The following is a 24,804-nucleotide window of genomic DNA, read 5'->3' as shown; positions in this document are numbered from 1 at the left end:
CCCTGCACGAGACCTATATCGTCGATGGCATCCGCACCCCGATCGGCCGCTACGGCGGCGCGTTGTCCGGTGTGCGCGCCGACGACCTCGGCGCGATTCCGCTGAAGGCACTGCTGGCGCGCCACCCGCAACTGGACCCGGCGCTGGTGGAGGACGTCTACCTGGGCTGCGCCAACCAGGCCGGTGAGGACAACCGCAACGTCGCCCGCATGAGCCTGCTGCTGGCCGGCCTGCCGGTGAGCGTGCCCGGCAGCACGATCAACCGCCTGTGCGGTTCGGGCCTGGATGCGATCGGCACCGTGGCCCGTGGCATTGCTGCCGGCGAGCTCGGCCTGGCCATTGCCGGCGGCGTCGAATCGATGTCGCGCGCGCCGTTCGTGATGGGCAAGGCAACCTCGCCGTTCGCCCGTGACCAGCAGATCGAAGACACCACCATGGGCTGGCGCTTCATCAACCCGCGCCTGCGTGAACTGCACGGCGTGGAGACCATGGGCCAGACCGCCGAGAACGTGGCTGAGCGCTACGGCGTCAGCCGCGAGGACCAGGATGCGTTCGCCCTGCGCAGCCAGCAGCGAACGGCCGCCGCGCAGGCGCGCGGCTTCTTCGACGGCGAGATCGTGGCGGTGGACGTACCGGGCCGCAAACGCGGCGAAACCGTGACCGTCGAGCGCGATGAACACCCGCGCGGCGATACCACCGCCGAAGCACTGGCCAAGCTGAAGCCGCTGTTCCGCCAGCCGGGCACGGTGACCGCCGGCAACGCCTCGGGCATCAACGATGGTGCGGCCGCGCTGCTGCTGGCGTCCGGTGCGCAGGTACAGGCGCTGGGCCTGACCCCGCGCGCGCGCATCCTCGGCTTTGCCAGTGCCGGCGTGGAGCCGGCGATCATGGGCATGGGCCCGGTGCCGGCCAGCCAGAAGCTGATGGCACGGCTGGGCCTGGCCATCGCCGATTTCGATGCCATCGAACTGAACGAGGCCTTCGCCTCGCAGGGGCTGGCCTGCATGCGCCAGCTGGGCCTGGCCGACGATGCCGTGCACGTGAACCCCAACGGCGGTGCCATCGCGCTGGGCCACCCGCTGGGCATGAGCGGCGCGCGCCTGGCGCTGACCCTGCTGCGCCAGCTGGAGGCCAGCGGTGGCCGCCGTGGCCTGGCCACGATGTGCATCGGCGTGGGGCAGGGCGTGGCCCTGGCCATCGAGCGCGTGTGAACCATCCCCTGATTCCGTAATCTCAAGACAGCTGCGGCTTCCGGGCCGCTCGCCAACAGGAGTACGCCATGAGCGATCCCACCCCACTACGCGGCTACCGCAAGCCGTACCCCGGCAGCCAGCCGCCGCGCATCCACCTGCCGTACGCCTCCACCGCGCTGCGCGGCCCGGGAACCGACCCGATCGCGATCCCGGTGACGCTCTCGGAAGTGACCGGCCCGAGCATCAACCGCATCACCCTCGGTGAGCATGCCGCCGACCTGACTGCCGGCTTCCCCGGCCAGCCGCAGGGTGAGCGCATCATCGTCAGCGGCCGCGTGCTGGACGAGAACGGTCGCCCGGTGCGCAACACCGTGGTGGAGGTATGGCAGTGCAACGCCGCCGGCCGTTACCTGCACAAGGGCGACCAGCACGACGCGCCGCTGGATCCGAACTTCAAGGGCACCGGCCAGGTGCTGACCGACAGCGAAGGCCGCTACCGCTTCACCACCATCAAACCGGGCGCGTACCCGTGGCGCAATCACTACAACGCCTGGCGCCCGGCACACATCCACTTCTCGCTGCATGGCGAAGGCATCGGCCAGCGCCTGGTCACGCAGATGTATTTCCCCAATGATCCGCTGCTGGCGTTTGATCCGATCTACAACTGCGTGGACGACGCCAAGGCGCGGGAGCGCATGGTGTCCTCGTTCGATTGGGAAAACACCGCCAACGAATTCGCGCTGGGCTACCGTTTCGACATCGTGCTGCGCGGTCGCAAGATGACCGTCTGGGAGTAACACCATGAGTTTCCAATCCACTCCATGGCAGACCGTCGGCCCGTACTACCGCCTGGGCCTGGAACCGCTGTACCGCACCGACATCGCCCCGGCCACCGCGCAGGGTGAGCGCGTGGAAGTGCAGGGCCAGGTGTTCGATGGCAATGGCGTGCCGGTGTCCGATGCCGTGCTGGAAATCTGGCAGGCCGATGCGCAGGGCATCTATGCCCATGGCGAAGACCCGCGCCGTGACGACCACGACCCGGCCTTCGACGGCTGGGGCCGCGTGCCCACCGACGACCAGGGCCGCTTCGCCTTCACCACCGTCAAGCCGGGCCGCGTGCCAGGCCTGCGTGGCGAGCCGCAGGCGCCGCACCTGGTGGTGCTGGTGTTCATGCGCGGCCTGCTGCAGGCCACCCGTGCACGCATCTACTTCAGTGACGAAGCCAGCAACGCCGAGGACGGCATCCTCGCGCTGGTGCCGGCCGAACGCCGCCAGACCCTGGTCGCACAGGCGCAGGGCAAGGGCCTGTACCACTGGGACGTGCGCATGCAGGGCCCGGACGAGACGGTGTTCTTCGCATACTGATCGCGGCGCGCCCGACGCGCCTTCCGGCCACTCCACGCCCGCGTGCGGCGGGCGCGGGTAAGCTGTGATTACCCAGGATGGACTGCACCGATGAGCCACTTCCCAACGCTGCTGGGCGGTCTGTTCGGCGACCCCGCCGTCGACGCCGTGTTCCGCGATGAAGCACGCCTGCAGGCGATGCTCGATGTCGAACGCGCTCTGGTGCGCGCGCAGGTGCAGTGCGGGGTGATTCCCGCAGCCGCGCTGGCACCGATCGAAGCGGCCTGCAGCGCCGATCTGTATTCGTTGCCGGCGCTGTCGGCAGCCACCGCACTGGCTGGCAATCCGGCCATTCCACTGGTCAAGGCACTCACCGCGCAGGTCAAGGCGAACGATGCCGAGGCCGCGCGCTGGGTGCACTGGGGCGCCACCAGCCAGGACATCATCGATACCGGCGCGGTGCTGCAGCTGCGCGCGGCAGTCAGCCAGGTGCAGGCGCGCCTGCGCGTGCTGTGCATGGCGCTGGCGCGGCTGGCCGAGGCAGAGCGCGGCACCGGGCTGCCCGGGCGCACGCTGCTGCAACAAGCAGTGCCGGTGACCTTCGGCCTGAAGGCGGCCGGTTGGCTCGACGCCCTGCAGCGCAGCCAGCGCAGGCTGGATGCGTTGGCCGCAGACACGCTGGTGCTGCAGTTCGGCGGTGCCGCCGGCACCCTGGCCTCGCTGCAGACGCGCGGGCTGGACGTGGCCGAAGCCCTGGCTGCCGAGCTGCAGTTGCCGCTGCCGGCATTGCCCTGGCACACCGCGCGTGACCGCATTGCCGAGTTCGGCAGCGTGTTCGCACTGCTGACCGGCAGCCTCGGCAAGATCGCCACCGACATCGTGCTGCTGATGCAGTCCGAGGTGGCCGAAGCCTTCGAGCCCGCGGGCGAGGGCAAGGGCGGTTCCTCGGCAATGCCGCACAAGCGCAATCCGGTGGGCTGCGTGGCCGCCATTGCCGCCGCCACGCGCGTACCGGGCCTGCTGTCCACGCTGTTCACTGCCATGCCGCAGCCGCACGAGCGCGCAGCAGGCCAATGGCACGCCGAATGGGACACCGTGCCGGAGATCGTGCGCCTGTGTGCGGGCAGCCTGGCCCAGGTGGATGTGGTGGTGCAGGGCCTGCAGCTGGACCGCGAGCGCATGCGCCAGCACCTGGACAGTCATGGCGGCCTGCTTTACGCCGAAGCCGTTGCGGTCACCCTGGGCGAGCGCATCGGCAAGCCGGCCGCACATGCCCTGGTGGAACAAGCGGCCAGGCAGGCGCTTGCGCAATCGCAGCACCTGCGCGTGGTGCTGGGGCAGATGCCCGAAGTCACCGCGCAGCTTTCCGCCGCACAACTGGATGCCCTGTTCGCCGCAGACAGCTGGCGCGGCATGGCCGATACCTGGATCGACCGCGTGCTCGCGCGCGGCTGATCCTACGTTCAACGTTGGAGCACGCATGCCATTCCTCGACCTTCCGCAGCATCGCCTGCACTACCAGACCGAGGGCCGCGCCGACGGGCAGTGGCTGACCTTCTGCAATTCGCTGGGTACCGACCTGGGCATGTGGCAGCCGCAGGTGGATGCACTCGCCTCGCAGTACCGCATCCTGCGCTATGACCGTCGCGGCCATGGCCAGTCCAGCACGCCGCCGGGGCTGTACAGCGTGGCCGAACTGGGCGCTGATGTGCTGGCCCTGTGGGACCACCTCGGCATCGCGCGCAGCCATTTCTGCGGGCTGTCGATCGGTGGCCTGACCGGGCAGTGGCTGGGCGTGCATGCTGGCAATCGCCTGCGCACGCTCACGGTGGCTGCCACCGCAGCGAAGATCGGCACGCTGGACGGCTGGCAGGCGCGCATCGCCCAGGTCCAGCACGATGGCCTGTTGCCGCTGGTCGATGGCACCCGCGAACGCTGGTTCACCGCCGCCTTCGCGCAGACCCATGCCAGCCAGGTGGAAGACATCCTTCAGCGCTTCCTCGCCACCAGCGTGGCTGGCTATGCCGGCTGCTGCAACGCCGTGGGCACGGCCGACTTCCGTGATGCGCTGGGCTGCATTGGCGTGCCGTTGCTGGCCATTGCCGGAGATGACGACCCGGTGTGCGCTCCGGCCGAGCTGCAGGCAATCGCCGACGGCGTGGCCCATGGCCACCATGCCGCCGTACCGGGCCGCCACATCTGCAACCTGGAATCGCCGCAGGCGTTCACCTCCGCACTGGCCGCGCATCTTTCGGCGCAGCACTGATCCCGCACAACAGGTAGACCACGATGGACGAACAGGAACGCTACGAAGCCGGCCTTGCGGTGCGCCGCCAGGTACTGGGCGAGGCACACGTCGAACGCTCGCTGCAGGCGCGCACCGAGTTCACCACCGAATTCCAGGAATTCATCACGCGCACGGCGTGGGGCACGGTGTGGACGCGCGAGGGCCTGCCGCGGCATACGCGCTCGCTGCTGACCATCGTGATGATGGTGGCGCTGGGCCATGACGAGGAGTTCAAGCTGCATATCCGTGCCGCCCGCAACAACGGGGTGACGCCGGAGGAGATCAAGGAAGCGCTGCTGCAGGCCGCGATCTACTGTGGCGTGCCCGCGGCCAACCATGCGTTCGCGCTGGCCAAGCCGATCCTGGAAGAGCAGGCCGCAGAGCGCTGACGCCGAACATCCGCCGGGCATGGCCCGGCGCCACCAGCGCGCGGCCCCGGTAGCGGGCCATGCCCGGCGGATGCACCTCAATTCAACAACGTGCCCAACCGCTGTGCGGCCTCGCGCAGGCGCGGCAACAGCTGGGTCTGCATCACGCCCAGGCCGATACGGCCCGCCTGGGTGCCGATGTTCAGCGCGGCCACGACATCGCCGCTGCGCGAACGCACTGGCACGGCGATCGAGCGCAGGCCGATCTCCAGTTCCTGGTCGACCAGCGACGCGCCTTCGCGGCGCACCTTTTCCAGCAGGTCGAGGAAGTCATCCATGCGGGTGACCGTGCGTTCAGTGCGCGGCCGCAGCGGGTTGCGTTCCAGGTAGCCTTCCAGCGTGTCGCGCGGCAACGAGGCCAGCAGCACGCGGCCCATCGAGGTGCAGTAGGCCGGCAAGCGGCTGCCTGCGCGCAGGCCGATCGACATGATGCGTACGGTTTCCGCGCGTGCTACGTACAGGATGTCATCGCCATCGAGCACGCCCAGCGAGCAGGATTCGTGCACGGCATCGCGCAGGGCATCCAGCACCGGTTGCGCAGCAGCGGTCATCGACGACGACGCGACATAGGCACCGCCCATGCCCAGCACGCGCGGCAGCAGCACGAAGCCGCGGCCCTGTTCACCTACGTAGCCGAGCTTCTCCAGCGTGTACAGCACGCGCCGTACCGCTGCGCGGGAAATGCCGGTATCGCTGCTGATCTGTGACATCGTCACTTCGCGCGGGTGCTGCGAGAACACGCTCAGCACGGCCAAGCCGCGGCCGAGCGACGTCATGAAGTCCGGATCGCCCTGGTTGTCCTGGATCTGCTGCATCAGCTCATGGGCCAGGCCACGATCCTGCGGTGGGGCAGGGGGGCGCTTGGGTCGACGGCTGGGAGGAACGGCAGGCATGGCAGCAGCTTTCATCGGGTTCGACCTCGCATGGTAAGGGCTCGAACCAGCAACCGGTACCCACGCGGCGCAGCCTGCGAGGCTGCGCCGCATGGCGCCGGTCACTTGCGCTCGGGCAGCGCGTAGGCGATCACGTAGTCGCCACGGTCCGGTGACTGGCGTGCGCCACCGGCGGAAATCACCACGTACTGGCGACCGGTCTTCGGCGAGACGTAGGTCATCGGCGTGCCCTGGCTGCCAACCGGCATGCGGGCCTTCCACACTTCCTCGCCGGTGCGGCTGTCATAGGCGCGAAGGTAGTAATCCTGCGTACCGGCGAAGAACAGCAGGCCCGACTGCGTGGCCAGCGAACCGCCCAGGGTCGGCATGCCGATCGGAATCGGCAGGCCCATCTTGATGCCCATCGGCCCGGTGTCCTTCACCGTGCCCACCGGTACCTGCCAGACCAGCTGGCGGGTGGCCAGGTTGATCGCCGACATCGTGCCGAACGGCGGTTTCTGGCAGGGAATGCCCAGCTTGGACAGGAAGCGGTCGCGCAGCGAGCCGTACGGCGTACCGGTCTGCGAGGCCGCACCCATTTCCACGCCACCGTCGCCGCTGGTCATCTGCGCGCGCGGGATCAGCTTGGTCCACAGGCCCAGGCGCATGTCATTGACGAACAGGTAGCCGGTGGTGGGGTCGACCGAGGCGCTGCCCCAGTTCATGCCACCCAGCGAACCGGGCCATTGCAGCGCGAGGTCTTCGCCCGGCGGCGTGTACATGCCGTCGTAGCGGAACTGCTTGAACTGGATGCGGCACAGCATCTGGTCGATCGGGGTGGCGCCCCACATGTCCGACTCGGTCAGCGTCTGCGCGCCGATCTGCGGCAGGCCCACCGACAGCGGCTGGGTGGCGGCATAGCGTTCGCCCTGCGCATTGCCCTGCGGCGCGGGTATGTTGCGCACTTCGCTGATCGGCACGCCGGTCTGGCGATTGAGCATGAAGATCTGCCCGGCCTTGGTGATCTGCAGCAGGGCCGGCAGCGTGCCGCCCTTGCCGTCGGGCACGTCGGTCAGGGTCGGCTGCGCGGGCAGGTCGTAGTCCCACAGATCGTGGTGCACGGTCTGGTAGACCCAGCGCTCCTTGCCGGTGGCCACGTCCAGCGCAACCACCGCCGAACTGTACTTGTCATCCTGCGGGGTGCGCTCGCCGGCCCACTGGTCAGGCGTGGTGTTGCCGGTGGGCAGGTAGACCAGGCCCAGCTGCGGGTCGTAGGCCATCGAGGTCCACACGTTCGGCGTGGCGCGCGTGTAGTGGATCGACGGATCCAGCGGCACGTCCGGGGTTTCCCTGGAAAGATCCCAGACCCAGGCCAGTGCGCCGGTGCGCACGTTGTAGGCACGCACCACGCCGGACGGCTCACCCACTTCGATGTTGTCGGCCACGCGGCCACCGACCACGATCAGTTCGCCGGCTACCAACGGTGCGGCGGTGAGGGTGTAGAAGCCCGGCTTGATCTCGCCCATGCCGGCCTTCAGGTCGACCACGCCGTTGCTGCCGAAGTCCGGGCACAGCGCGCCGGTCTTCGCATCCAGCGCGAACAGGCGCGCATCGATGGAGGTCATCAGGATGCGCTTCTCGCACAGCGCCGGGCCCGTGCTGGCCTTTTCGGCGGCCGGCAGCGGCGCAGGTGCCGGAGCGGCTGCATCTGCAGCAGACGGTGCGCTGGTTGCGTCGAAATAGCCCAGACCGCGGCAGCGTTGCCAGTTCGGCGCGGTGGCCTTGGGGTCGAAGGCCCAGCGCTGCTTGCCGGAATCGGCATCGATGGCGATTACCTGATTGTGCGGGGTGCACAGGAACAGGGTGTCGCCGATCTGCAGCGGGGTGTTCTGGTCCTCGGCACCGAAACCGTTGCTTTCCGGCACATCGCCGGTGCGCGCCGTCCAGGCAACCTGCAGTTCCTTCACGTTGGCCGGGGTGATCTGGTCCAGCGCGGCAAAGCGGGTGCCGGCGGTGGTGTTGCCCCAGTGCATCCAGTCGTGCTGCTCAGCGCCCTTGGCCACCGGCACCACCGGCGGCGTCGTGCCCTGCGCGGTCTGTACCGGGCGCGGCTGGAACGCCGACACCGCAGTGCCCAGCAGGCCAACCAGCAGCACGGCGGCTACGCCATAGGCGCCGCGACCGGCAACCTGGCCTCGGCTGCGGCGCAGCACCGGCCACGCCAGGGCGACCAGAAGGGCCAGCACCGCCGGCATCACCAGCCGCGATACCAGCGGCCAGAAATTCCAGCCGGCATCCACCAGTGCCCACAGCAGCGTGGCCAGGAAGGCCAGGCCGTACAGCAGCGCACCGTTCGGCCGGCGCATCGCCAGCAGCACGCCGGCTACCGCCGACACCGCACCCATCAGCAGGAAATACCAACTGCCCCCCAGCTGCACCAGGCGTACACCGCCGACCAGCAGAGCCAGGCCGAACAGGGTCACCAGGATGCCGAGCAGGACCACCAGCACACGGCACAGGGCCGGAACTCTCGTCGTCTCGTCCACGTTGCATGAACCTCATTGCGAAAAACCCGCGCGGAGGCGGGGAAAGCCCCGCGCGCGCCAGGCGTGGCGGGGGCCAACGGCATCCCGGGCGGCTGCGGGCCGTGACGGCGGGCAGGCGTCGGCCTGCTTATGACGCAGGCTGGGTGAATGACCGGTTAGGGCGATTATCGCACGCGTGTGCGATTTTGGCGCGATGCCCCACGGCGCCATCGGTGGAACGCAGCGGCGCAGTGGTGCCGGGAACGGGCAGGGCAGGGGCGAACCGGTTACCCTATGCCGCCATACAAGCTGGTAGCTGCAATGACCGACGCCACCGTGGCCGTCCCCGCCTGGGCCTCACGCCTGCGCGACATCGCTGATTTCCCGAAGCCGGGCATCCTGTTCAAGGACATCATGCCGCTGCTCGCTCACAGCGAGGACTTCCGTGGCGCGATCGTGGCGATGGCCGATCGCTGGCGCGATCAGAAGCTGGACGCGGTGGTCGGCATCGAATCGCGCGGCTTCATCCTCGGTGCGGCCATGGCGCTGGAACTGGGCGTGGGCTTCGTGCCGGTGCGCAAGCCGGGCAAGCTGCCGGGCAAGGTGCTGCGCGAGGAATACACGCTGGAATACCGCAGCGACTGCATTGAAGTGCATGCCGACGCGCTGCCGGCCGGTGCGCGCGTAGCGATCATCGACGACGTGCTGGCAACCGGCGGTACGCTGGTTGCTGCGTTGTCGCTGGTGCGCCGCCTGGGCGTGGACGTGGTCGGCGCCGGCGTGCTGGTCGAACTGGATGGCCTGGGCGGCCGTGGCCGCTGGGAAGCGGATCTGCCGCTGCACACCGAACTGGTGTTCTGATTGCGCAGGTGCCAACCAAGGTGGCACCTGCCCGAGCGAATCGCGGCGAACCGGTAGTTGCCAACCTTGGTTGGCACCGCATGGATGGGCCAACCAAGGTTGGCCACTACCAGGTCACCTCGCTGCCAACCGTGATCGGCAGCGCTCCTTCAATCACATCATCCGCACGCGGAAACGACGGCCCTTGATCTTGCCCGCTTCCAGCTTCGCCACCGCCTTGTTGACCTGCTCGCGGGCGATCGCCACGTAAGAACGGGTCGGGAAGATCGCGATCTTGCCGATGAACTTGGCCGACAGGCCGGCATCGCCGGTGAGGGCGCCGAGGATGTCGCCTGCGCGCAGCTTGTCGGTCTTGCCGCCATCGATGCGCAGGGTGCGCATCGCCGCCTGCGGCAGCTCGGCCGGGCGCGACGTCGCCAGCGGCGTCTTCTGCCAATCCAGCGGCTCGCCGCGCTGTGCTTCGATGGCGTCGGCGCGGTTCTTTTCGCGGCCCGCCACCAGACTGATCGCCAAGCCACTGGCGCCGGCACGACCGGTACGGCCGACACGGTGCTGGTAGCTCTCGACGTCGGTCGGCAGCTCGTAGTTGATCACCGCGGCCAGTTCTTCCACATCCAGCCCGCGTGCGGCGACGTCGCTGGCAACCAGCACGTTGCAGCTGCGGTTGGCCAGGCGCAGCAGCACTTCCTCGCGGTCGCGCTGTTCCATGTCGCCATGCAGGGCGAGCGCGGAGAAGCCGAACTGCTGCAGCGAGTTGGCCACTTCGTCCACGTCCTTGCGGGTGTTGCAGAACACCACGGCCGATTCGGGCGTGTACTTCAGCAGCAGGCCGGCCAGTGCCTTCTGCCGGTGTGCCGGTTCGACTTCGCAGAACAGGTGGCGGATGGCCGGGGCCTGGTCGGCGCCTTCCACGGTCACTTCCACGGCATCGCGCAGCAGGTCGCGGGCCATGGTGCGGATGGTGTCGGGGAAGGTGGCCGAGAACAGCAGGCTCTGGCGATCGCGGTGGGTACGGCCGGCGATCTCACGGATCGGTTCCTCGAAGCCCATATCGAGCATGCGGTCGGCTTCATCCAGCACCAGGGTGCGCACGGCGCCCAGATTCAGTGCGCGCTTGCGCGCCAGTTCCTGCACGCGGCCGGGCGTGCCGACCACCACGTGCGGGTCGTGGCTTTCCAGCGACGCCAGCTGCGGGCCCAGTGGCGTGCCGCCGGTCAGCAGCAGCAGCTTCAGGTTGGGGATGCCGGTGGCCAGCTTGCGGATCTGCTTGGCCACCTGGTCGGCCAGCTCGCGGGTGGGGCACAGCACCAGCGCCTGTACGCGGATCAGGCTGGGGTCGATGGACTGCAGCAGGCCAAGACCGAAGGCGGCGGTCTTGCCGCTGCCGGTCGGGGCCTGGGCGATCACATCGCGGCCATCAAGGATGGCGGGCAGGCTCTGCGCCTGGATCGGCGTGAGGGTGGTGTAGCCGAGGGCATCCAGGCCGGGCTGCAGGGCCGGGCTCAGCGGCAGGGTCGAGAAATCAGTCATGGCGCATTGTACCTGCGCGCGCGCCCGGTCCCGCCGTCGTTCACGATTGTGGGGGCGCCCGGTAGCGGGCGACCTTGGTCGGCACCTTGGCCGAACGTTCCCTCAACCCAGCCCGATGACCACCAGCCGCGCAGCCATCGCCTGCAACTGCTCCGGGGTGGCCGGTTTTCCAGCGACCCGGGGCTCCAGCAGCAGCTGGTGGAACCACGGGTTGGCGTGCCGCGTGTCGACGTCGAACGAACAGGTCGCCTGCACGCCCATCACCGCTTGAACGATCTCGACCAGCGTGTCTTCGGCTTCATCGACATTGCCCCGGCCATATCGATCATCCAGCAGGCGCAGCGGGATCTGCAGCAGGGCGGGGGAGACTGGCATGCCTCAAGTCTAACGATCCACGTTGCCCTCAGCCCAGCACCGCCAGCACACCCTGGTGGATCGCCAGGCCACCCAGCAGCAACCAGGCGAACAGGATCGATGCCAGCAGCAGCGGCTTCAACCCGGCCTGGCGCAGCGCAGACACATGGGTGGTCAGGCCCAGCGCGGCCATCGCCATGGCCAGCAGCACGGTATCCAGCTGCACCAGCCCGGCCTGCACACCCACCGGCAGCAGATGCAGCGAGTTGAGCCCGGCAACCGCCACGAAACCGAACGCGAACCACGGCACCACGATCCGGGTCTTGCCACCGTCCGCCGCTGCCTTGCCACCACGGGCCAGCCACAAGGAAAGTACGATCAGGAACGGTGCCAGCAGCATCACCCGCACCATCTTGGTGATGACCGCGGTATCGGCGGCTGACTCGCCCACGGCACGTCCGGCAGCCACCACCTGTGCCACTTCATGCACGGTGGCGCCGGTGTACAGGCCGTACTGCCGCGCGTCCATCGCCAGCCAGCCGTGCGACTGCACCAGCGCATACAGCGCCGGGTACAGGAACATGGCCAGCGTGCCGAACACCACCACCGTCGATACCGCCACCGTCACCTGCGCAGCACGGCCGCGCACCACCGGCTCTGCGGCCATCACCGCCGCCGCACCGCAGATCGCGCTGCCGGCACCGATCAGCATGGCGGCCTCGCGCTCCATCCTGAACACCCGTACACCCAGCCAGCACGCCAGGCCGAAGGTGCTCGCCACCACCAGCACGTCCATCAGCACGCCGGCGACGCCGACGTGGCCGATGTCCTGGAAGGTCAGCCGCAGGCCGTACAGCACGATGCCCGCACGCAGCAGCCAATGCTTGGAGAAGCCCACGCCCGCCGCGCTGGCGGGGGCCAGTCGCGGGTACACGGTGTTGCCGACCACGATGCCGGCGACGATGGCGACGGTCAGCGCACTCAGGCCATGCGCCTGCAGCCAGGGCAGCTCGGCCAGGTACAGCGACGCCGCCGCCACCAGGCCGACCAGCAGCAGGCCGGGCAGGCGCGGTTGCCAGCGTTGGCGCAGGGCGGGCAGGGACCAGGGGGACAGGGCAGGCGCGTTCATGGCGGGTGGGATGCGGGAGAGAGGCGTACAGCCTGCATCCACGCTACCGACCCGTAAAACGAATAATATCGGTGAAAACTACCCATAACACAGGTAATGGCCATGCGCCTGACGCTCCGCCAGCTGCAGGTCTTCGTTGCCATCGCTGACCAGGGCAGCACCACCGCCGCAGGCCAGGCCATCGCGCTTTCCCAGTCCGCCAGCAGCGCCGCCCTGCAGGAGCTGGAAGCGCACTTCGGCACGCCGCTGTTCGACCGCATTGGCCGCCGCCTGGCGTTGAACGGCCACGGCCGGGCCTTGCTGGAGCCGGCGCGCGCGCTGTTGGTCAATGCCGCCGATCTGGAGCGGCAATTGGCGGCGGGCGGTGACCCGTCCCAAGGCGCGCCGCTGCGGCTGGTGTTGGCGGCCAGCACCACCATCGGCAACTACCTGCTGCCGCCGCGTATCGCCGAGCTGCTGCGGCAGGCACCGCAGGCCGAGGTCGATCTGCGCATCGACAACAGCGCAGGCGTGGTGGCGGCCGTTCAACGGCTGGACGTGGATGCAGGACTGATCGAAGGCCCATGCCACGAACGCGGGCTGCAGGTGACCGCCTGGCAGCAGGACCCGCTGGTGATCGTCGCCGCCGCGGATGCGCCCCCGCGCTGGTCGCTGGATGAACTGCGCGCAGCGCGCTGGCTGCTGCGCGAACCCGGCTCAGGCACCCGCGAGGCTGTCGAACAGGCATTGCTGCCGCATCTGCGCGGCTTCGCCCAGACCCTGCAGCTGGGCAATACCGAAGCCATCAAGCAAGCCGCCATCGCCGGCCTCGGCCTGGCCTGCCTCTCGCGCCACGCCCTGGAAGAACCCTTGGCCCTCGGCCGCCTGCGCATCCTTGAAACGCCATTGCCGGCCCTGCACCGCACGCTGTGGCTGGTACGCCACCCCGGCAAGCGATGGTTGCCGGGGTTGCAGGCGTTGTTGGGGGAAGTGCAGTAGCCGGGATCCATCTTCCACAGCGTGAATTCCACGTAGGGGTCAGAGCCTATTGCGCAGCAACGGGATCCGACCCCGTGCCGACCAACGGTCGGCACCCACCAACAGCAGCGGCAAACTGTCGAAGGCGGGGTGGGTCCGGTTGCGGGGGCGTGAGCGCCATGGATGGCGCGACCGAGCTTACATGGACGTACTTGCAGCGTCCCCCGCAACCGGACCCACCCCGCCATCCCACAGGAAGCCGGCTTTGGCTGTTGCCTCGGCGGTTGACGTTGCCTCTGCGGGTGCCGGGCGCCGCCCGGCCAGGCCCCGCAACCCGCTACAATGGCCGGATGCCTCTGATTACTCTGCAAAACGTCGACTTCAGCGTCGGCGGCCCGCTGTTGCTGGAAAAAGCCGAACTGTCGATCGAGCCGGGCGAGCGTATCGCCCTGATCGGCCGCAACGGCGCCGGCAAATCGACCCTGCTCAAGCTGCTGTCCGGCGACCACAAGCCCGATGACGGTGAAGTGCGCGTGCAGCAGGGCGTGCGCGTGACTCGCCTGGAGCAGGAGGTGCCGCACGGCGCCGCTGGCAGCGTGTTCGACGTCGTCGCCGATGGCCTGGGCGAACTGGGCCAATGGCTCGCCGAATTCCATCACCTCAGCCACGCCGACGTGTTCGATGGCGAAGCGCTGGGCAACGTCCAGGCCAAGATCGATGCCGCCAACGGCTGGGGCTTGGACCAGCGCGTCAGCGAGACCCTGACCAAGCTCGACCTCGATGGCGACGCGGAGTTTGCGCGCCTGTCCGGCGGCATGAAGCGCCGCGTGCTGCTCGGCCGCGCGCTGGTCTCCAGCCCCGACCTGCTGCTGCTGGACGAACCGACCAACCACCTCGACATCGAAGCCATCGACTGGCTCGAAATGTTCCTCAAGAACTGGAACGGCAGCGTGGTGTTCGTCACCCATGACCGCCGCTTCCTGCGTGCGCTGGCCACCCGCATCGTCGAGATCGACCGCGGCCAGGTCACCAGCTGGCCGGGCGACTGGGCCAACTACGAGCGCCGTCGCGAAGAACGCCTCAACGCGCAGGCCCAGGAAAACGCACGGTTCGACAAGCTGCTGGCGCAGGAAGAAGTGTGGATCCGCCAGGGCATCAAGGCACGCCGCACCCGCGACGAAGGCCGCGTACGCCGCTTGAAGGCGATGCGCAACGAGCGATCCGCCCGCCGCGACCTCAGCGGCAACGTCAAGATGGAAGCGGCCCAGGGCGTAAGCTCGGGCAAGAAGGTCATCGACATCAAGGACATTTCGTTCGCGTTCGGCGATCGCACGATGGTCCGTGATTTCTCCACCACCATCCTGCGTGGCGACCGCATCGGCCTGATCGGCCCCAACGGCAGTGGCAAGACCACGCTGTTGAAGCTGCTGCTGGGCGAACTGCAGCCGCAGAAGGGTGAGGTCAACGCCGGCACCAACCTGCAGGTTGCGTACTTCGACCAGTACCGTGCAGTGCTGCGCGAAGACTGGAGCGCGATCGAGAACGTGGCCGAAGGCCGCGATTTCCTCGAGTTCAACGGCAAGCGCAAGCACGTGCACGCCTACCTTCAGGACTTCATGTTCACCCCTGAGCGCGCGCGCGCGCCGATCACCCGCCTGTCCGGTGGCGAGCGCAACCGCCTGCTGCTGGCCAAGCTGTTCGCGCAGCCGTCCAACCTGCTGGTGATGGACGAACCGACCAACGATCTGGACGTGGAAACCCTGGAGCTGCTGGAAGAGCTGCTGGGCGAATACAACGGCACGTTGCTGCTGGTCAGCCATGATCGTGACTTCATCGACAACGTGGTGACCTCCACGCTGGTGATGGAAGGCGATGGCGTGATCGGCGAGTACGTGGGCGGCTACAGCGACTGGCAGCGTTACGCGGCCAGCGTGGCCGCTGCGCCTGCGGTGGTTGCTGCCGCCAAGCCGGTGGTCGCTGCCCCGGCGGCTGCTGCGGAACCGGCAGCGCCCAAGCGCAAGCTCGCCTACAAGGAAGCGCGTGAGCTGGAACAGCTGCCGAAGACCATCGAAAAGCTGGAAGGCGATGTCGAAGGGCTTACCTCGGCAATGAACGATCCGTCGTTCTACACGCGCAGCAGCGCCGAAGTGACCGCGCACACCCAGCAGCTGGCCAAGGTGCAGGCTGAACTGGATGCCGCGTACGCACGCTGGGAAGAGCTGGAAGGCTGATCGCCGGCCGGATTCAGTAGATCCACGCCATGCGTGGATATCCGGATACGTGCGGACCAACGGTCCGCACCCACCAACCAACGGTGCGCACCCACCGGCCAACGGTCCGCACCCACCGGGGCGGGCCGGCGGTCATTTGACCCCGTGCAGATCCCGCAGCTGGCTCGGCCGGCTGCCGAAATACGCGGCCAGATCGGCGATGTCCTGATCGCTCAGGTCCTTCGCCTGCGGTGTCATCAGCGCATGCTGGCGATCACCGGCACGGTAGGCCTGCAGCGCATGCGCCAGGTAATCGCCGTATTGACCACCCAGCTTCGGATAGGTCGGATCGATCGGCGCATTGCCGTCGGCACCGTGGCAATCGATGCAGCTCTGGCTGGTGGCCTTGCTCTTGACCTTGGCGCGGGCCTCGCCGGCGGCTTCACGCCCGGCAGGCAGGCCCGCGGAGGAAGACGATCCGTGCTCGCCGCTGGCGTGGCCGGGATCGCCGGCGGATTTCTCGCTGTTCTCCACCTGTGACTGCGAGCAGGCCGCCAGCAGCAGGGCGACGGACAGGGCGATGGCGTGACGCAGTGGATGCGCGGCTTTCGACATGGGCGGGCCTTACTTGACGGTGGACAGGTAAACAGCGAGATCGGCGATCTCCTGTTCGCTGAAACTCATCGACTGCGCCTGCATCGTCGGATGCCGGCGCTTGCCCTGGCGGTACTCGGTCAGGGCCTGGGTCAGGTACTGCTGGGTCTGGCCACCGATCTTCGGTACCCGGTAACTGGGGTAGGCGTTCTTGTAACCGGTGATGCCGTGGCAACCCTGGCAGGTGTAGGCCAGCACACGGCCATTGTCGAAACTGCCGGTGGGCGTGGCAGCCGCCGGCACAGGGGCCGGAGCCGGTGCCGGGGCGGGTGGTGCTGCAGGAGCAGGTGCGGGCTGTGCGGCGGCCCCGAGGGGCAGGAGGACGGCCAGAGCGAGACAAGCGGCGAGCGGCTGCGGGCGCATGGTGTCTTTTCCGGGGATTCGGGTCTGGTCGTTCCGGCGTGGGGTACGGAACGACCCGAGTATAGCCTCAGGTTTCATCTAGCTGAAATGGGGTCGGCCCGACCGGCGGCGTGAAGACACCATGACCTTTGGGATATGGTGTTGCCGTGAAGTGGTGCATTACTTTGCTACCACACCTGCCCACGCATCCTCCAGGGATCTGACGATGTCGCACCAAACCTTCCTGCCCGGCCCCCGCAGCGGACTCTGCGCTGCCGCGCTGCTGCTCTCCACATCCCTGCTGCTGAGCGGTTGCGCCGCTGGGCCCAACAACGAGGCCAAGGCGGCCGAGACCAAGGACGAGAAGAAGGTCGACGCGGTGCCGGTGGAAGTGGCCGTGGCCAGCCATCGCGCGGTGGCCGCCAGCTACACCGGAACGGCGGCACTGGAGCCGCGCGCCGAATCGCAGGTGGTCGCCAAGACCTCGGGCGTTGCGCTGGCGGTACTGGTCGAGGAAGGGCAGCGGGTCAGCGCCGGGCAGCCTCTGGTGCGGCTGGATCCGGACCGCGCACGCCTGGCCGTTGCCCAGAGCGAGGCGCAGATGCGCAAGCTGGAGAACAACTACCAGCGCGCACAGAAGCTGGTCGGCCAGCAGATGGTCAGCGCTGCCGATGTCGACCAGCTGCGCTACGACCTGGAAAACGTGCGCGCGCAGTACCGCCTGGCCACGCTGGAACTGTCCTACACCACCGTGGTCGCACCGATTTCCGGCGTGATCGCCTCGCGATCGATCAAGACCGGCAACTTCGTGCAGATCAACACGCCGATCTTCCGCATCGTCGACAACTCGCGGCTGGAAGCCACCCTCAACGTGCCCGAGCGCGAGCTGGCGACCTTGCGTGCGGGCCAGCCGGTCACGCTGTCGGCCGATGCGCTGCCGGGCCAGACCTTCACTGGTGTGGTGGACCGTATCGCGCCGGTGGTGGATTCGGGCAGCGGTACCTTCCGTGTGGTCAGTGCTTTCGATGGCGCCGCGCAGTCGCTGCAGCCGGGCATGTTCGGCCGTATCCGCATCGACTACGACCAGCGTGCCGACGCACTGGTGGTACCGCGCCTGGCGCTGCTGGACGATGGTGAGCCGGCAGTGTTCCGCGTGCGCGAGGGCAAGGTCGCGCGGGTGCCGGTCAAGCTTGGCTACGCCGAAGGGCCGTGGGTGGAAATCCGTGAGGGACTGGCGGCGGGCGACCAGATCGTCACCGCCGGCAAGGTCGCCCTGCGCGACGGCACCGCGGTGCAGGTGATCGCCGATCCGAAGGCCAAGGCGAAGACCGTAACCGCCTCGGCCAAGCCGGCAGAGAAGGCCGGGAGCACGCAATGACCGCGCCCGGCCACGATCACGGTGCCTCGCCCGGGAGCGATGGCGCCGCCGCAGGCATGCGTGGCGGCCTGGTGGAGTTCGCCACCCGCCGCCGCGTCACCATCGCCATGTGCACGGTCACCCTGTTGCTGTTCGGCCTGATCGCACTGGGCAATCTCAAGGTCAACCTGCTGCCCGACCTGAGCTATCCGACGCTGACCGTGCGCACCGAGTACACCGGTGCGGCGCCGACGGAAATGGAAACCCTGATCACCCAGCCGGTCGAAGAAGCCGTGGGCGTGGTCAAGAACCTGCGCAAGCTGAAGTCGGTCTCGCGTACCGGCCAGAGTGATGTGGTGCTCGAGTTCGCCTGGGGCACCAACATGGACCAGGCCAGCCTGGAAGTGCGCGACAAGATGGAAGCGCTGAACCTGCCCCTGGAAGCCAAGGCGCCGGTGCTGCTGCGCTTCAATCCGTCCACCGAGCCGATCATGCGCCTGGTGCTGTCGACCAAGGCCGCGCCTGCGACCGACGAAGAAGCGATCCGTGAACTGACCGGCCTGCGTCGCTATGCCGACGAAGACCTGAAGAAGAAGCTGGAGCCGGTTACCGGCGTGGCGGCGGTGAAGGTTGGCGGTGGCCTGGAAGACGAGATCCAGGTCGACATCGACCAGCAGAAACTGGCCCAGCTCAACCTGCCGATCGACACCGTCATCAAGCGCTTGAAGGAAGAGAACATCAACATTTCCGGCGGCCGCCTGGAGGAGGGCTCGCAGCGCTTCCTGGTGCGCACCGTCAACCAGTTCGCCGACCTGGAAGAAATCCGCAACCTGCTGGTCACCACCCAGTCCGCCAACGGCAGCGCGGCCGACTCGGCGCTGCAGCAGATGTTCAACATCGCTGCCTCTACGGGCTCGGCTGCAGCCGTCGCCGCCGCCTCCGCTGCACAGAGCGCTTCCTCTGGCGGCGCCTCCAGCGTGGTCGCCAACGGCGTGCCGGTGCGCCTGAAGGACGTGGCCACCGTGCGCCAGGGCTACAAGGAACGCGAAGCGGTCATCCGCCTGGGCGGCAAGGAATCGGTCGAACTGGCGATCTACAAGGAAGGCGACGCCAATACCGTGGCCACCGCCGAAGCGCTGCGCAAGCGTCTGGAGCAGATCAAGGCAACGTTCCCGGCCGATGCCGAACTGACCACGATCGAAGACCAGTCGCGCTTCATCGAGCACGCCATCGCCGACGTCAAGAAGGACGCGGTGATCGGTGGCCTGCTGGCGATCCTGATCATCTTCCTGTTCCTGCGCGACGGCTGGAGCACGTTCGTGATCAGCCTGTCGTTGCCGGTCTCGATCATCGCCACGTTCTTCTTCATGGGCCAGCTTGGCCTGAGCTTGAACGTGATGTCGCTGGGCGGCCTGGCACTGGCCACCGGCCTGGTGGTGGATGACTCGATCGTGGTGCTGGAGAGCATCGCCAAGGCGCGCGAACGCGGCCTGGGCATCCTGCAGGCGGCGATCGCCGGTACCCGTGAAGTGAGCATGGCCGTGGTCGCCTCGACCCTGACCACCATCGCGGTGTTCCTGCCGCTGGTGTTCGTCGACGGCATCGCCGGCCAGCTGTTCCGCGACCAGGCGTTGACCGTGGCCATCGCCATCGCGATTTCGCTGCTGGTGTCGATGACCCTGATTCCGATGCTGAGCTCGCTGAAGGGTCGGCCGCCGCTGGCCTTCCCGGAAGAAGCCGCAGCCGAGCCGTGGCAGCCGCAGAGCCGCTGGCAGAAGCCGGTCGCACTCGGCCGTCGTGGTGTGGTGGCGACGATGCGCTGGAGTTTCTACGCGCTGGCATGGCTGGTGGTGCGCCTCTGCCGTGGCGTGGCTGCAGTGGTCGGCCCGGTGATGCGCAAGGCCAGCGACATCGCCATGAAGCCGTATGCCGGTGCCGAACGTGGCTACCTGCGGCTGCTGCCGGGTGCGTTGGCCCACCCTGGCAAGGTGCTGGGCCTGGCTGCGCTAGCGTTTGTCGGCACGATGGCGCTGGTGCCGATGCTCGGCGCCGACCTGATCCCGCAGCTGGCGCAGGACCGTTTCGAAATGACGGTCAAGCTGCCGGCCGGCACGCCGCTGAAGCAGACCGATGCGCTGGTGCGTGAGCTGCAGTTGGCGCATGGCAAGGGCGAAGGCGTGGCATCGCTGTACGGTGTCAGCGGCAGCGGTACCCGCCTGGATGCCAGCCCGACCGAGAGTGGCGAGAACATCGGCAAGCTGACCATCGTGATGGAAGGCGGCGGCAACCCGCAGACCGAAGCGGAGATCACCGAGCGCCTGCGCGACACCATGGGCCAGCACCCGGGTGCGCAGGTCGACTTCGCGCGGCCGGCATTGTTCAGCTTCTCCACGCCGCTGGAAATCGAACTGCGTGGGCAGGACATGGCGACCCTGGAAGTGGCAGGCCAGCGCCTGGCGGCGCTGCTGCGCGGCAATGCGCACTACGCGGACGTCAAATCCACCGTGGAAGAGGGCTTCCCGGAAATCCAGATCCGCTTCGACCAGGAGCGAGCCGGTGCACTGGGCCTGACCACGCGGCAGATCGCCGATGTGGTGGTGAAGAAGGTGCGCGGCGATGTCGCCACCCGCTACAGCTTCCGCGACCGCAAGATCGACGTGCTGGTGCGCGCGCAGGAAACCGATCGTGCCAGCGTGGAGAGCATCCGCCGGTTGATCGTCAATCCCGGCAGCACCCGTCCGGTCACCCTGGATGCGGTTGCCGACGTGGTGGCCACCACCGGCCCCAGCGAGATCCATCGTGCCGACCAGACCCGGGTGGCCGTGGTCTCGGCCAATCTGCGCGATATCGACCTGGGCGCGGCCATGCGCGAAGTACAGCAGATGGTGTCCGAACAGCCGCTGGGCGCTGGCGTGGGCCTGCACATCGGCGGCCAGGGCGAGGAACTGGCACAGGCGGCGAAGTCGCTGATCTTCGCCTTCGGCCTGGCGATCTTCCTGGTCTACCTGGTGATGGCCTCGCAGTTCGAATCGCTGCTGCATCCGTTCGTGATCCTGTTCACCATCCCGCTGGCGCTGGTCGGCGCGATCCTGGCGCTGATGCTGACCGGCAAGCCGATCTCGGTGGTGGTGTTCATCGGCCTGATCCTGCTGGTCGGCCTGGTCACAAAGAACGCGATCATCCTGATCGACAAGGTCAACCAGCTGCGCGAGGCCGGCGTTGCCAAGCACGAGGCACTGGTGGAAGGTGCGCGTTCGCGCCTGCGGCCGATCATCATGACCACCCTGTGCACGCTGTTCGGCTTCCTGCCGCTGGCGGTGGCGATGGGCGAGGGCGCCGAAGTGCGCGCACCGATGGCGATCACCGTGATCGGTGGCCTGCTGGTGTCGACCCTGTTGACCCTGCTGGTGATCCCGGTGGTGTACGACCTGATGGACCGCCGCGGCGATGCCTACTACCGCGAACGCGGTCGCAAGCATGCCGGTGAGGGCCTGCACGGTGCCGAGGGCAGTGCGTCGGGTGCGGAGGAACCGGCATGAGCGTTGCCGAGTTCTCCATCCGCCGCCCGGTCACCACCATCATGTGTTTCGTGTCGCTGGTGGTGGTCGGCCTGATCGCCTCGTTCCGGCTGCCACTGGAAGCGCTGCCGGACATCTCCGCACCGTTCCTGTTCGTGCAGATTCCCTATACCGGCTCCACCCCGGAAGAAGTCGAGCGGACCATCATCCGGCCGGTGGAGGAGTCGTTGGCGACGATGACCGGCATCAAGCGCATGCGGTCGTCGGCGACCTCCGAAGCTGCGTCGATCTTCATCGAGTTCAGCGACTGGGATCGTGATATCGCCATCGCCGCTTCGGACGCGCGCGAGCGCATCGACGCTATCCGCAGCGACCTGCCTGACGATGTGCAGCGCTACAACGTGTTCAAGTGGTCCAGCAGCGACCAGCCGGTGCTGAAGGTGCGCCTGGCCAGTACCACCGACCTGACCACCGCCTATGACATGCTCGACCGCGAATTCAAGCGGCGTATCGAGCGGATTCCGGGCGTGGCCCGGGTCGAGATCACCGGCGCGCCACCGAACGAGGTGGAGATCGCGATCGATCCGAACCGTCTGAACGCCCACGGCCTGAGCATCAACGAGCTGAGCGATCGCCTGCGCACGCTGAATTTCTCGATCTCGGCCGGGCAGATCGACGACAACGGCCAGCGCGTGCGCGTGCAGCCGGTGGGCGAGATCACCGACCTGCAGGAAATGCGTGACCTGGTGATCAATGCCAAGGGACTGCGCCTGGGTGACATTGCCGATGTGCGGCTGAAGCCGGCGCGGATGAGCTATGGCCGCCGCCTGGATGGCAATCCTGCCGTCGGCCTGGACATCTACAAGGAACGCAGCGCCAACCTGGTGGACGTCTCGCGCGGCGCGCTTGCCGAGGTTGAAGCGATCCGCGCGCAGGCATCGATGCGCGACGTGCAGATCAAGGTGATCGACAACCAGGGCAAGGCGGTGACCTCGTCCCTGCTGGAGCTGGCCGAGGCCGGCGGTGTCGGCCTGATCCTGTCGGTGACGGTGCTGTTCTTCTTCCTGCGCCACTGGCCGTCCACGTTGATGGTGACCCTGGCCATTCCGATCTGCTTCACCATCACCCTGGGCTTCATGTATTTCGCCGGCGTCACGCTCAACATCCTGACCATGATGGGCCTGCTGCTGGCCGTGGGCATGCTGGTCGACAATGCAGTGGTGGTGGTCGAGAGCATCTACCAGGAACGTGAGCGGCTGCCGGACCAGCCACGCCTGGCCTCGATCATCGGCACCCGCAACGTTGCCATCGCGCTCAGCGCCGGCACCTTGTGCCACTGCATCGTGTTCGTGCCCAACCTGTTTGGTGAAACCAACAACATCAGCATCTTCATGGCGCAGATCGCGATCACCATCTCGGTCTCGCTGCTGGCCTCGTGGCTGGTGGCGGTCAGCCTGATCCCGATGCTGTCCGCACGCATGGCCACGCCGAAGCTGGTGCACTCGCAGACCGGCGTGATCGCGCGCCTGCAGCGCCGCTACGCGCAGCTGCTGGACTGGTCACTGCGCCATCGCGGCTGGAGCCTGCTGGGCATCCTGCTGGTGGTGCTGGTCAGCCTGGTGCCGATGAAGCTGACCAAGATCGACATGTTCGGTGGCGATGGTGGCAAGGACATCTTCATCGGCTACATGTGGAAGGGCGCCTACACCTACCGGCAGATGTCCGAGGAAGTGGCCCGTGTCGAAGGCTGGATCGAGCAGAACCGCGAGCGCCTGCACGTGCAGCAGGTCTATTCCTGGTACAGCGAACAGGAAGGCAGTTCGACCGTGGTCACCCTGGACGAGAAGTACGCCAAGGACATCAAGGCGCTGCAGGAAGAACTGCGCAAAGGACTGCCGAAATCCGCGCGTACCGACTACTTCGTCGGCAACCAGGGCGGTGATGGTGGCGGTGGCGGCAACCAGGGCGTGCAGGTGCAGCTGGTCGGCGACTCCAGCGCGATGCTGCAGGAGATCGGCCAGGAAGTGCTGCCGCTGCTGGCGCAGCGCGCCGAGCTGCGCGATGTGCGCATCGACAACGGCGAGAAGGGCGGCGAGCTGAAAGTGCACGTCGACCGCGAGCGTGCAGCGGCGTTCGGATTCAATGCCGAGCAGGTTGCCAGTTTCGTTGGCCTGGCCCTGCGTGGTGCGCCGATGCGCGAGTTCCGTCGTGGTGACAACGAAGTGCCGGTATGGGTGCGCTTCGCCGGTGCCGAACAGAGCAGCCCTGAAGACCTGGCCGGATTCAGCGTGCGCACCGGCGATGGCCGCAGCGTACCGCTGTTGAGCCTGGTCAGTGTCGACGTGGGTTCCTCGGCGACCCAGATCGGCCGCACCAACCGCCAGACCACGTTGACCATCAAGGCCAACCTGGCCGAGAAGATCACCGCGCCGGACGCCCGCAAGGCCATGGAAGCAGTGCTCAAGCCGATGAACTTCCCGGCCGGCTACGGCTTCACCTTCGATGGCGGCGACTACGGCGATGACAACGAGGCGATGCAGCAGATGGTGTTCAACCTGCTGATCGCGCTGGTGATGATCTACGTGGTGATGGCCGCAGTGTTCGAATCGCTGCTGTTCCCGGCGGCGATCATGAGCGGCGTGCTGTTCTCGATCTTCGGCGTGTTCTGGCTGTTCTGGATCACCGGTACCTCGTTCGGGATCATGTCCTTCATCGGCATCCTGGTGCTGATGGGCGTGGTGGTGAACAACGGCATCGTGATGATCGAGCACATCAACAATCTGCGCCGGGGCGGGATGGGCCGTACCCAGGCGCTGGTGGAGGGCTCACGCGAGCGTCTGCGCCCGATCATGATGACCATGGGCACGGCGATCCTGGCGATGGTGCCGATCTCGCTGACCGATACGCAGATGTTCGGCAACGGGCCGGAGTACTCGCCGATGGCGCGTGCGATTGCCGGTGGCCTGGCGTTCTCTACCGTAGTCAGCCTGCTGTTCCTGCCGACGATCTACGCGGTGCTTGATGACCTGCGCAATGCGGTGGTGCGGCTGATCCAGCGCGCTCGCGGCCGCGAGGTCGTGGCGGGAACCCCGGTGTAGGTGTAGCGGTCGAGCTTGCTCGACCGTAGGGGCGGAAACGTGTTGTGGTGGGGGGAGACCGGTCGTAGTGGGGCGGTCTCCCCTTTTTTTCGCCGGGCATGGCCCGGCGCTACCATCGCCGTGGATGTAAATGACGTGCCAACCA

General features: G+C 67.6%; 18 protein-coding genes and 1 pseudogene. 12 read left to right on the top strand and 7 right to left on the bottom strand.

Annotated elements, in window-relative coordinates; translation table 11 throughout:
• Nucleotides 1-2: 2 nt before the first annotated feature.
• The 6 genes from pcaF (at nucleotide 3) to pcaC (ending at nucleotide 5,213) form a co-directional block, all read left to right on the top strand.
• Nucleotides 3-1,211 (top strand): 3-oxoadipyl-CoA thiolase, encoded by a 1,209-nt coding sequence (gene pcaF / locus BW38_RS03770; protein WP_032977919.1) that lies wholly within the window; start codon nucleotides 3-5, stop codon nucleotides 1,209-1,211.
• Between the two features lie 68 nt (nucleotides 1,212-1,279).
• Nucleotides 1,280-1,990 (top strand): protocatechuate 3,4-dioxygenase subunit beta, encoded by a 711-nt coding sequence (pcaH, locus tag BW38_RS03775; protein WP_032977592.1) that lies wholly within the window; start codon nucleotides 1,280-1,282, stop codon nucleotides 1,988-1,990.
• Between the two features lie 4 nt (nucleotides 1,991-1,994).
• Complete coding sequence (gene pcaG / locus BW38_RS03780) at nucleotides 1,995-2,558, top strand: protocatechuate 3,4-dioxygenase subunit alpha (protein WP_032977590.1); 564 nt, start codon at nucleotides 1,995-1,997, stop codon at nucleotides 2,556-2,558.
• A gap of 90 nt (nucleotides 2,559-2,648) precedes the next feature.
• Nucleotides 2,649-3,992, top strand: coding sequence for a 3-carboxy-cis,cis-muconate cycloisomerase (locus BW38_RS03785; protein WP_032977589.1), 1,344 nt, complete (start codon nucleotides 2,649-2,651; stop codon nucleotides 3,990-3,992).
• A 25-nt stretch (nucleotides 3,993-4,017) separates the two neighbouring features.
• Entirely contained in the window at nucleotides 4,018-4,803 is a 786-nt protein-coding gene (pcaD, locus tag BW38_RS03790) for a 3-oxoadipate enol-lactonase (RefSeq protein WP_032977587.1), read from the top strand.
• 23 nt (nucleotides 4,804-4,826) lie between these two features.
• The gene (gene pcaC / locus BW38_RS03795) at nucleotides 4,827-5,213 is read left to right on the top strand and encodes a 4-carboxymuconolactone decarboxylase (protein WP_025875079.1); all 387 of its coding nucleotides are present in this window, start codon (nucleotides 4,827-4,829) and stop codon (nucleotides 5,211-5,213) included.
• A 77-nt stretch (nucleotides 5,214-5,290) separates the two neighbouring features.
• Here the strand turns inward: pcaC and BW38_RS03800 are convergent, their stop codons facing one another.
• Entirely contained in the window at nucleotides 5,291-6,145 is an 855-nt protein-coding gene (locus BW38_RS03800; protein WP_025875077.1) for an IclR family transcriptional regulator C-terminal domain-containing protein, read from the bottom strand.
• Between the two features lie 101 nt (nucleotides 6,146-6,246).
• Nucleotides 6,247-8,670 carry a membrane-bound PQQ-dependent dehydrogenase, glucose/quinate/shikimate family gene (locus BW38_RS03805; RefSeq protein WP_032977585.1) on the bottom strand — a complete coding sequence of 808 codons (2,424 nt, stop codon included), beginning with the start codon at nucleotides 8,668-8,670 and terminating at the stop codon, nucleotides 6,247-6,249.
• Between the two features lie 300 nt (nucleotides 8,671-8,970).
• Between BW38_RS03805 and BW38_RS03810 the strand changes: the two genes are divergently transcribed.
• Nucleotides 8,971-9,510: an adenine phosphoribosyltransferase gene (locus tag BW38_RS03810; RefSeq protein WP_032951771.1), complete on the top strand. Its 540-nt coding sequence runs from the start codon at nucleotides 8,971-8,973 to the stop codon at nucleotides 9,508-9,510.
• A 153-nt stretch (nucleotides 9,511-9,663) separates the two neighbouring features.
• On the opposite strand, the gene dbpA is transcribed toward BW38_RS03810, so the two are convergent.
• From dbpA to BW38_RS03825, 3 genes are all read right to left on the bottom strand, one after another.
• On the bottom strand, nucleotides 9,664-11,040 hold the full coding sequence (dbpA, locus tag BW38_RS03815) for an ATP-dependent RNA helicase DbpA (RefSeq protein ID WP_032977583.1): 1,377 nt from the start codon (nucleotides 11,038-11,040) through the stop codon (nucleotides 9,664-9,666).
• A 102-nt stretch (nucleotides 11,041-11,142) separates the two neighbouring features.
• A complete protein-coding gene (locus BW38_RS03820) occupies nucleotides 11,143-11,415 on the bottom strand; it encodes a hypothetical protein (RefSeq protein WP_025875070.1) in 273 nt (90 codons plus the stop codon).
• Between the two features lie 28 nt (nucleotides 11,416-11,443).
• On the bottom strand, nucleotides 11,444-12,523 hold the full coding sequence (locus BW38_RS03825; protein ID WP_032977582.1) for a YeiH family protein: 1,080 nt from the start codon (nucleotides 12,521-12,523) through the stop codon (nucleotides 11,444-11,446).
• Between the two features lie 102 nt (nucleotides 12,524-12,625).
• On the opposite strand from BW38_RS03825, the gene BW38_RS03830 reads away from it, so the two are divergent.
• Nucleotides 12,626-13,501, top strand: coding sequence for a LysR family transcriptional regulator (locus BW38_RS03830; RefSeq protein WP_032977916.1), 876 nt, complete (start codon nucleotides 12,626-12,628; stop codon nucleotides 13,499-13,501).
• 329 nt (nucleotides 13,502-13,830) lie between these two features.
• Nucleotides 13,831-15,711, top strand: a complete 1,881-nt coding sequence (locus tag BW38_RS03835) for an ATP-binding cassette domain-containing protein (RefSeq protein WP_032977580.1) — start codon at nucleotides 13,831-13,833, stop codon at nucleotides 15,709-15,711.
• Between the two features lie 132 nt (nucleotides 15,712-15,843).
• On the opposite strand, the gene BW38_RS03840 is transcribed toward BW38_RS03835, so the two are convergent.
• Complete coding sequence (locus BW38_RS03840) at nucleotides 15,844-16,305, bottom strand: cytochrome c (RefSeq protein WP_032977578.1); 462 nt, start codon at nucleotides 16,303-16,305, stop codon at nucleotides 15,844-15,846.
• A 9-nt stretch (nucleotides 16,306-16,314) separates the two neighbouring features.
• The gene (locus tag BW38_RS03845; RefSeq protein ID WP_025875058.1) at nucleotides 16,315-16,707 is read right to left on the bottom strand and encodes a c-type cytochrome; all 393 of its coding nucleotides are present in this window, start codon (nucleotides 16,705-16,707) and stop codon (nucleotides 16,315-16,317) included.
• Between the two features lie 205 nt (nucleotides 16,708-16,912).
• Here BW38_RS03845 and BW38_RS03850 point away from each other — a divergent pair, with 205 nt between their 5' ends.
• The 3 genes and pseudogenes from BW38_RS03850 (at nucleotide 16,913) to BW38_RS03860 (ending at nucleotide 24,659) form a co-directional block, all read left to right on the top strand.
• Entirely contained in the window at nucleotides 16,913-18,064 is a 1,152-nt protein-coding gene (locus BW38_RS03850) for a MexH family multidrug efflux RND transporter periplasmic adaptor subunit (protein WP_025875055.1), read from the top strand.
• A gap of 62 nt (nucleotides 18,065-18,126) precedes the next feature.
• Nucleotides 18,127-21,582: pseudogene (locus BW38_RS03855) on the top strand (efflux RND transporter permease subunit); the annotation flags it as partial.
• Nucleotides 21,579-24,659 (top strand): efflux RND transporter permease subunit, encoded by a 3,081-nt coding sequence (locus tag BW38_RS03860; protein WP_032977574.1) that lies wholly within the window; start codon nucleotides 21,579-21,581, stop codon nucleotides 24,657-24,659. The pseudogene BW38_RS03855 and the gene BW38_RS03860, both read left to right, overlap by 4 nt.
• Nucleotides 24,660-24,804 lie beyond the last annotated feature (145 nt).

It is taken from the genome of Stenotrophomonas sp. RIT309 (genome assembly GCF_000632045.1).
In the GTDB taxonomy this organism is placed as follows: Bacteria; Pseudomonadota; Gammaproteobacteria; order Xanthomonadales; family Xanthomonadaceae; genus Stenotrophomonas; species Stenotrophomonas indicatrix.
Note: the sequence above shows the minus strand (reverse complement) of the source record. Positions and strands in the feature narration are given on the sequence as shown.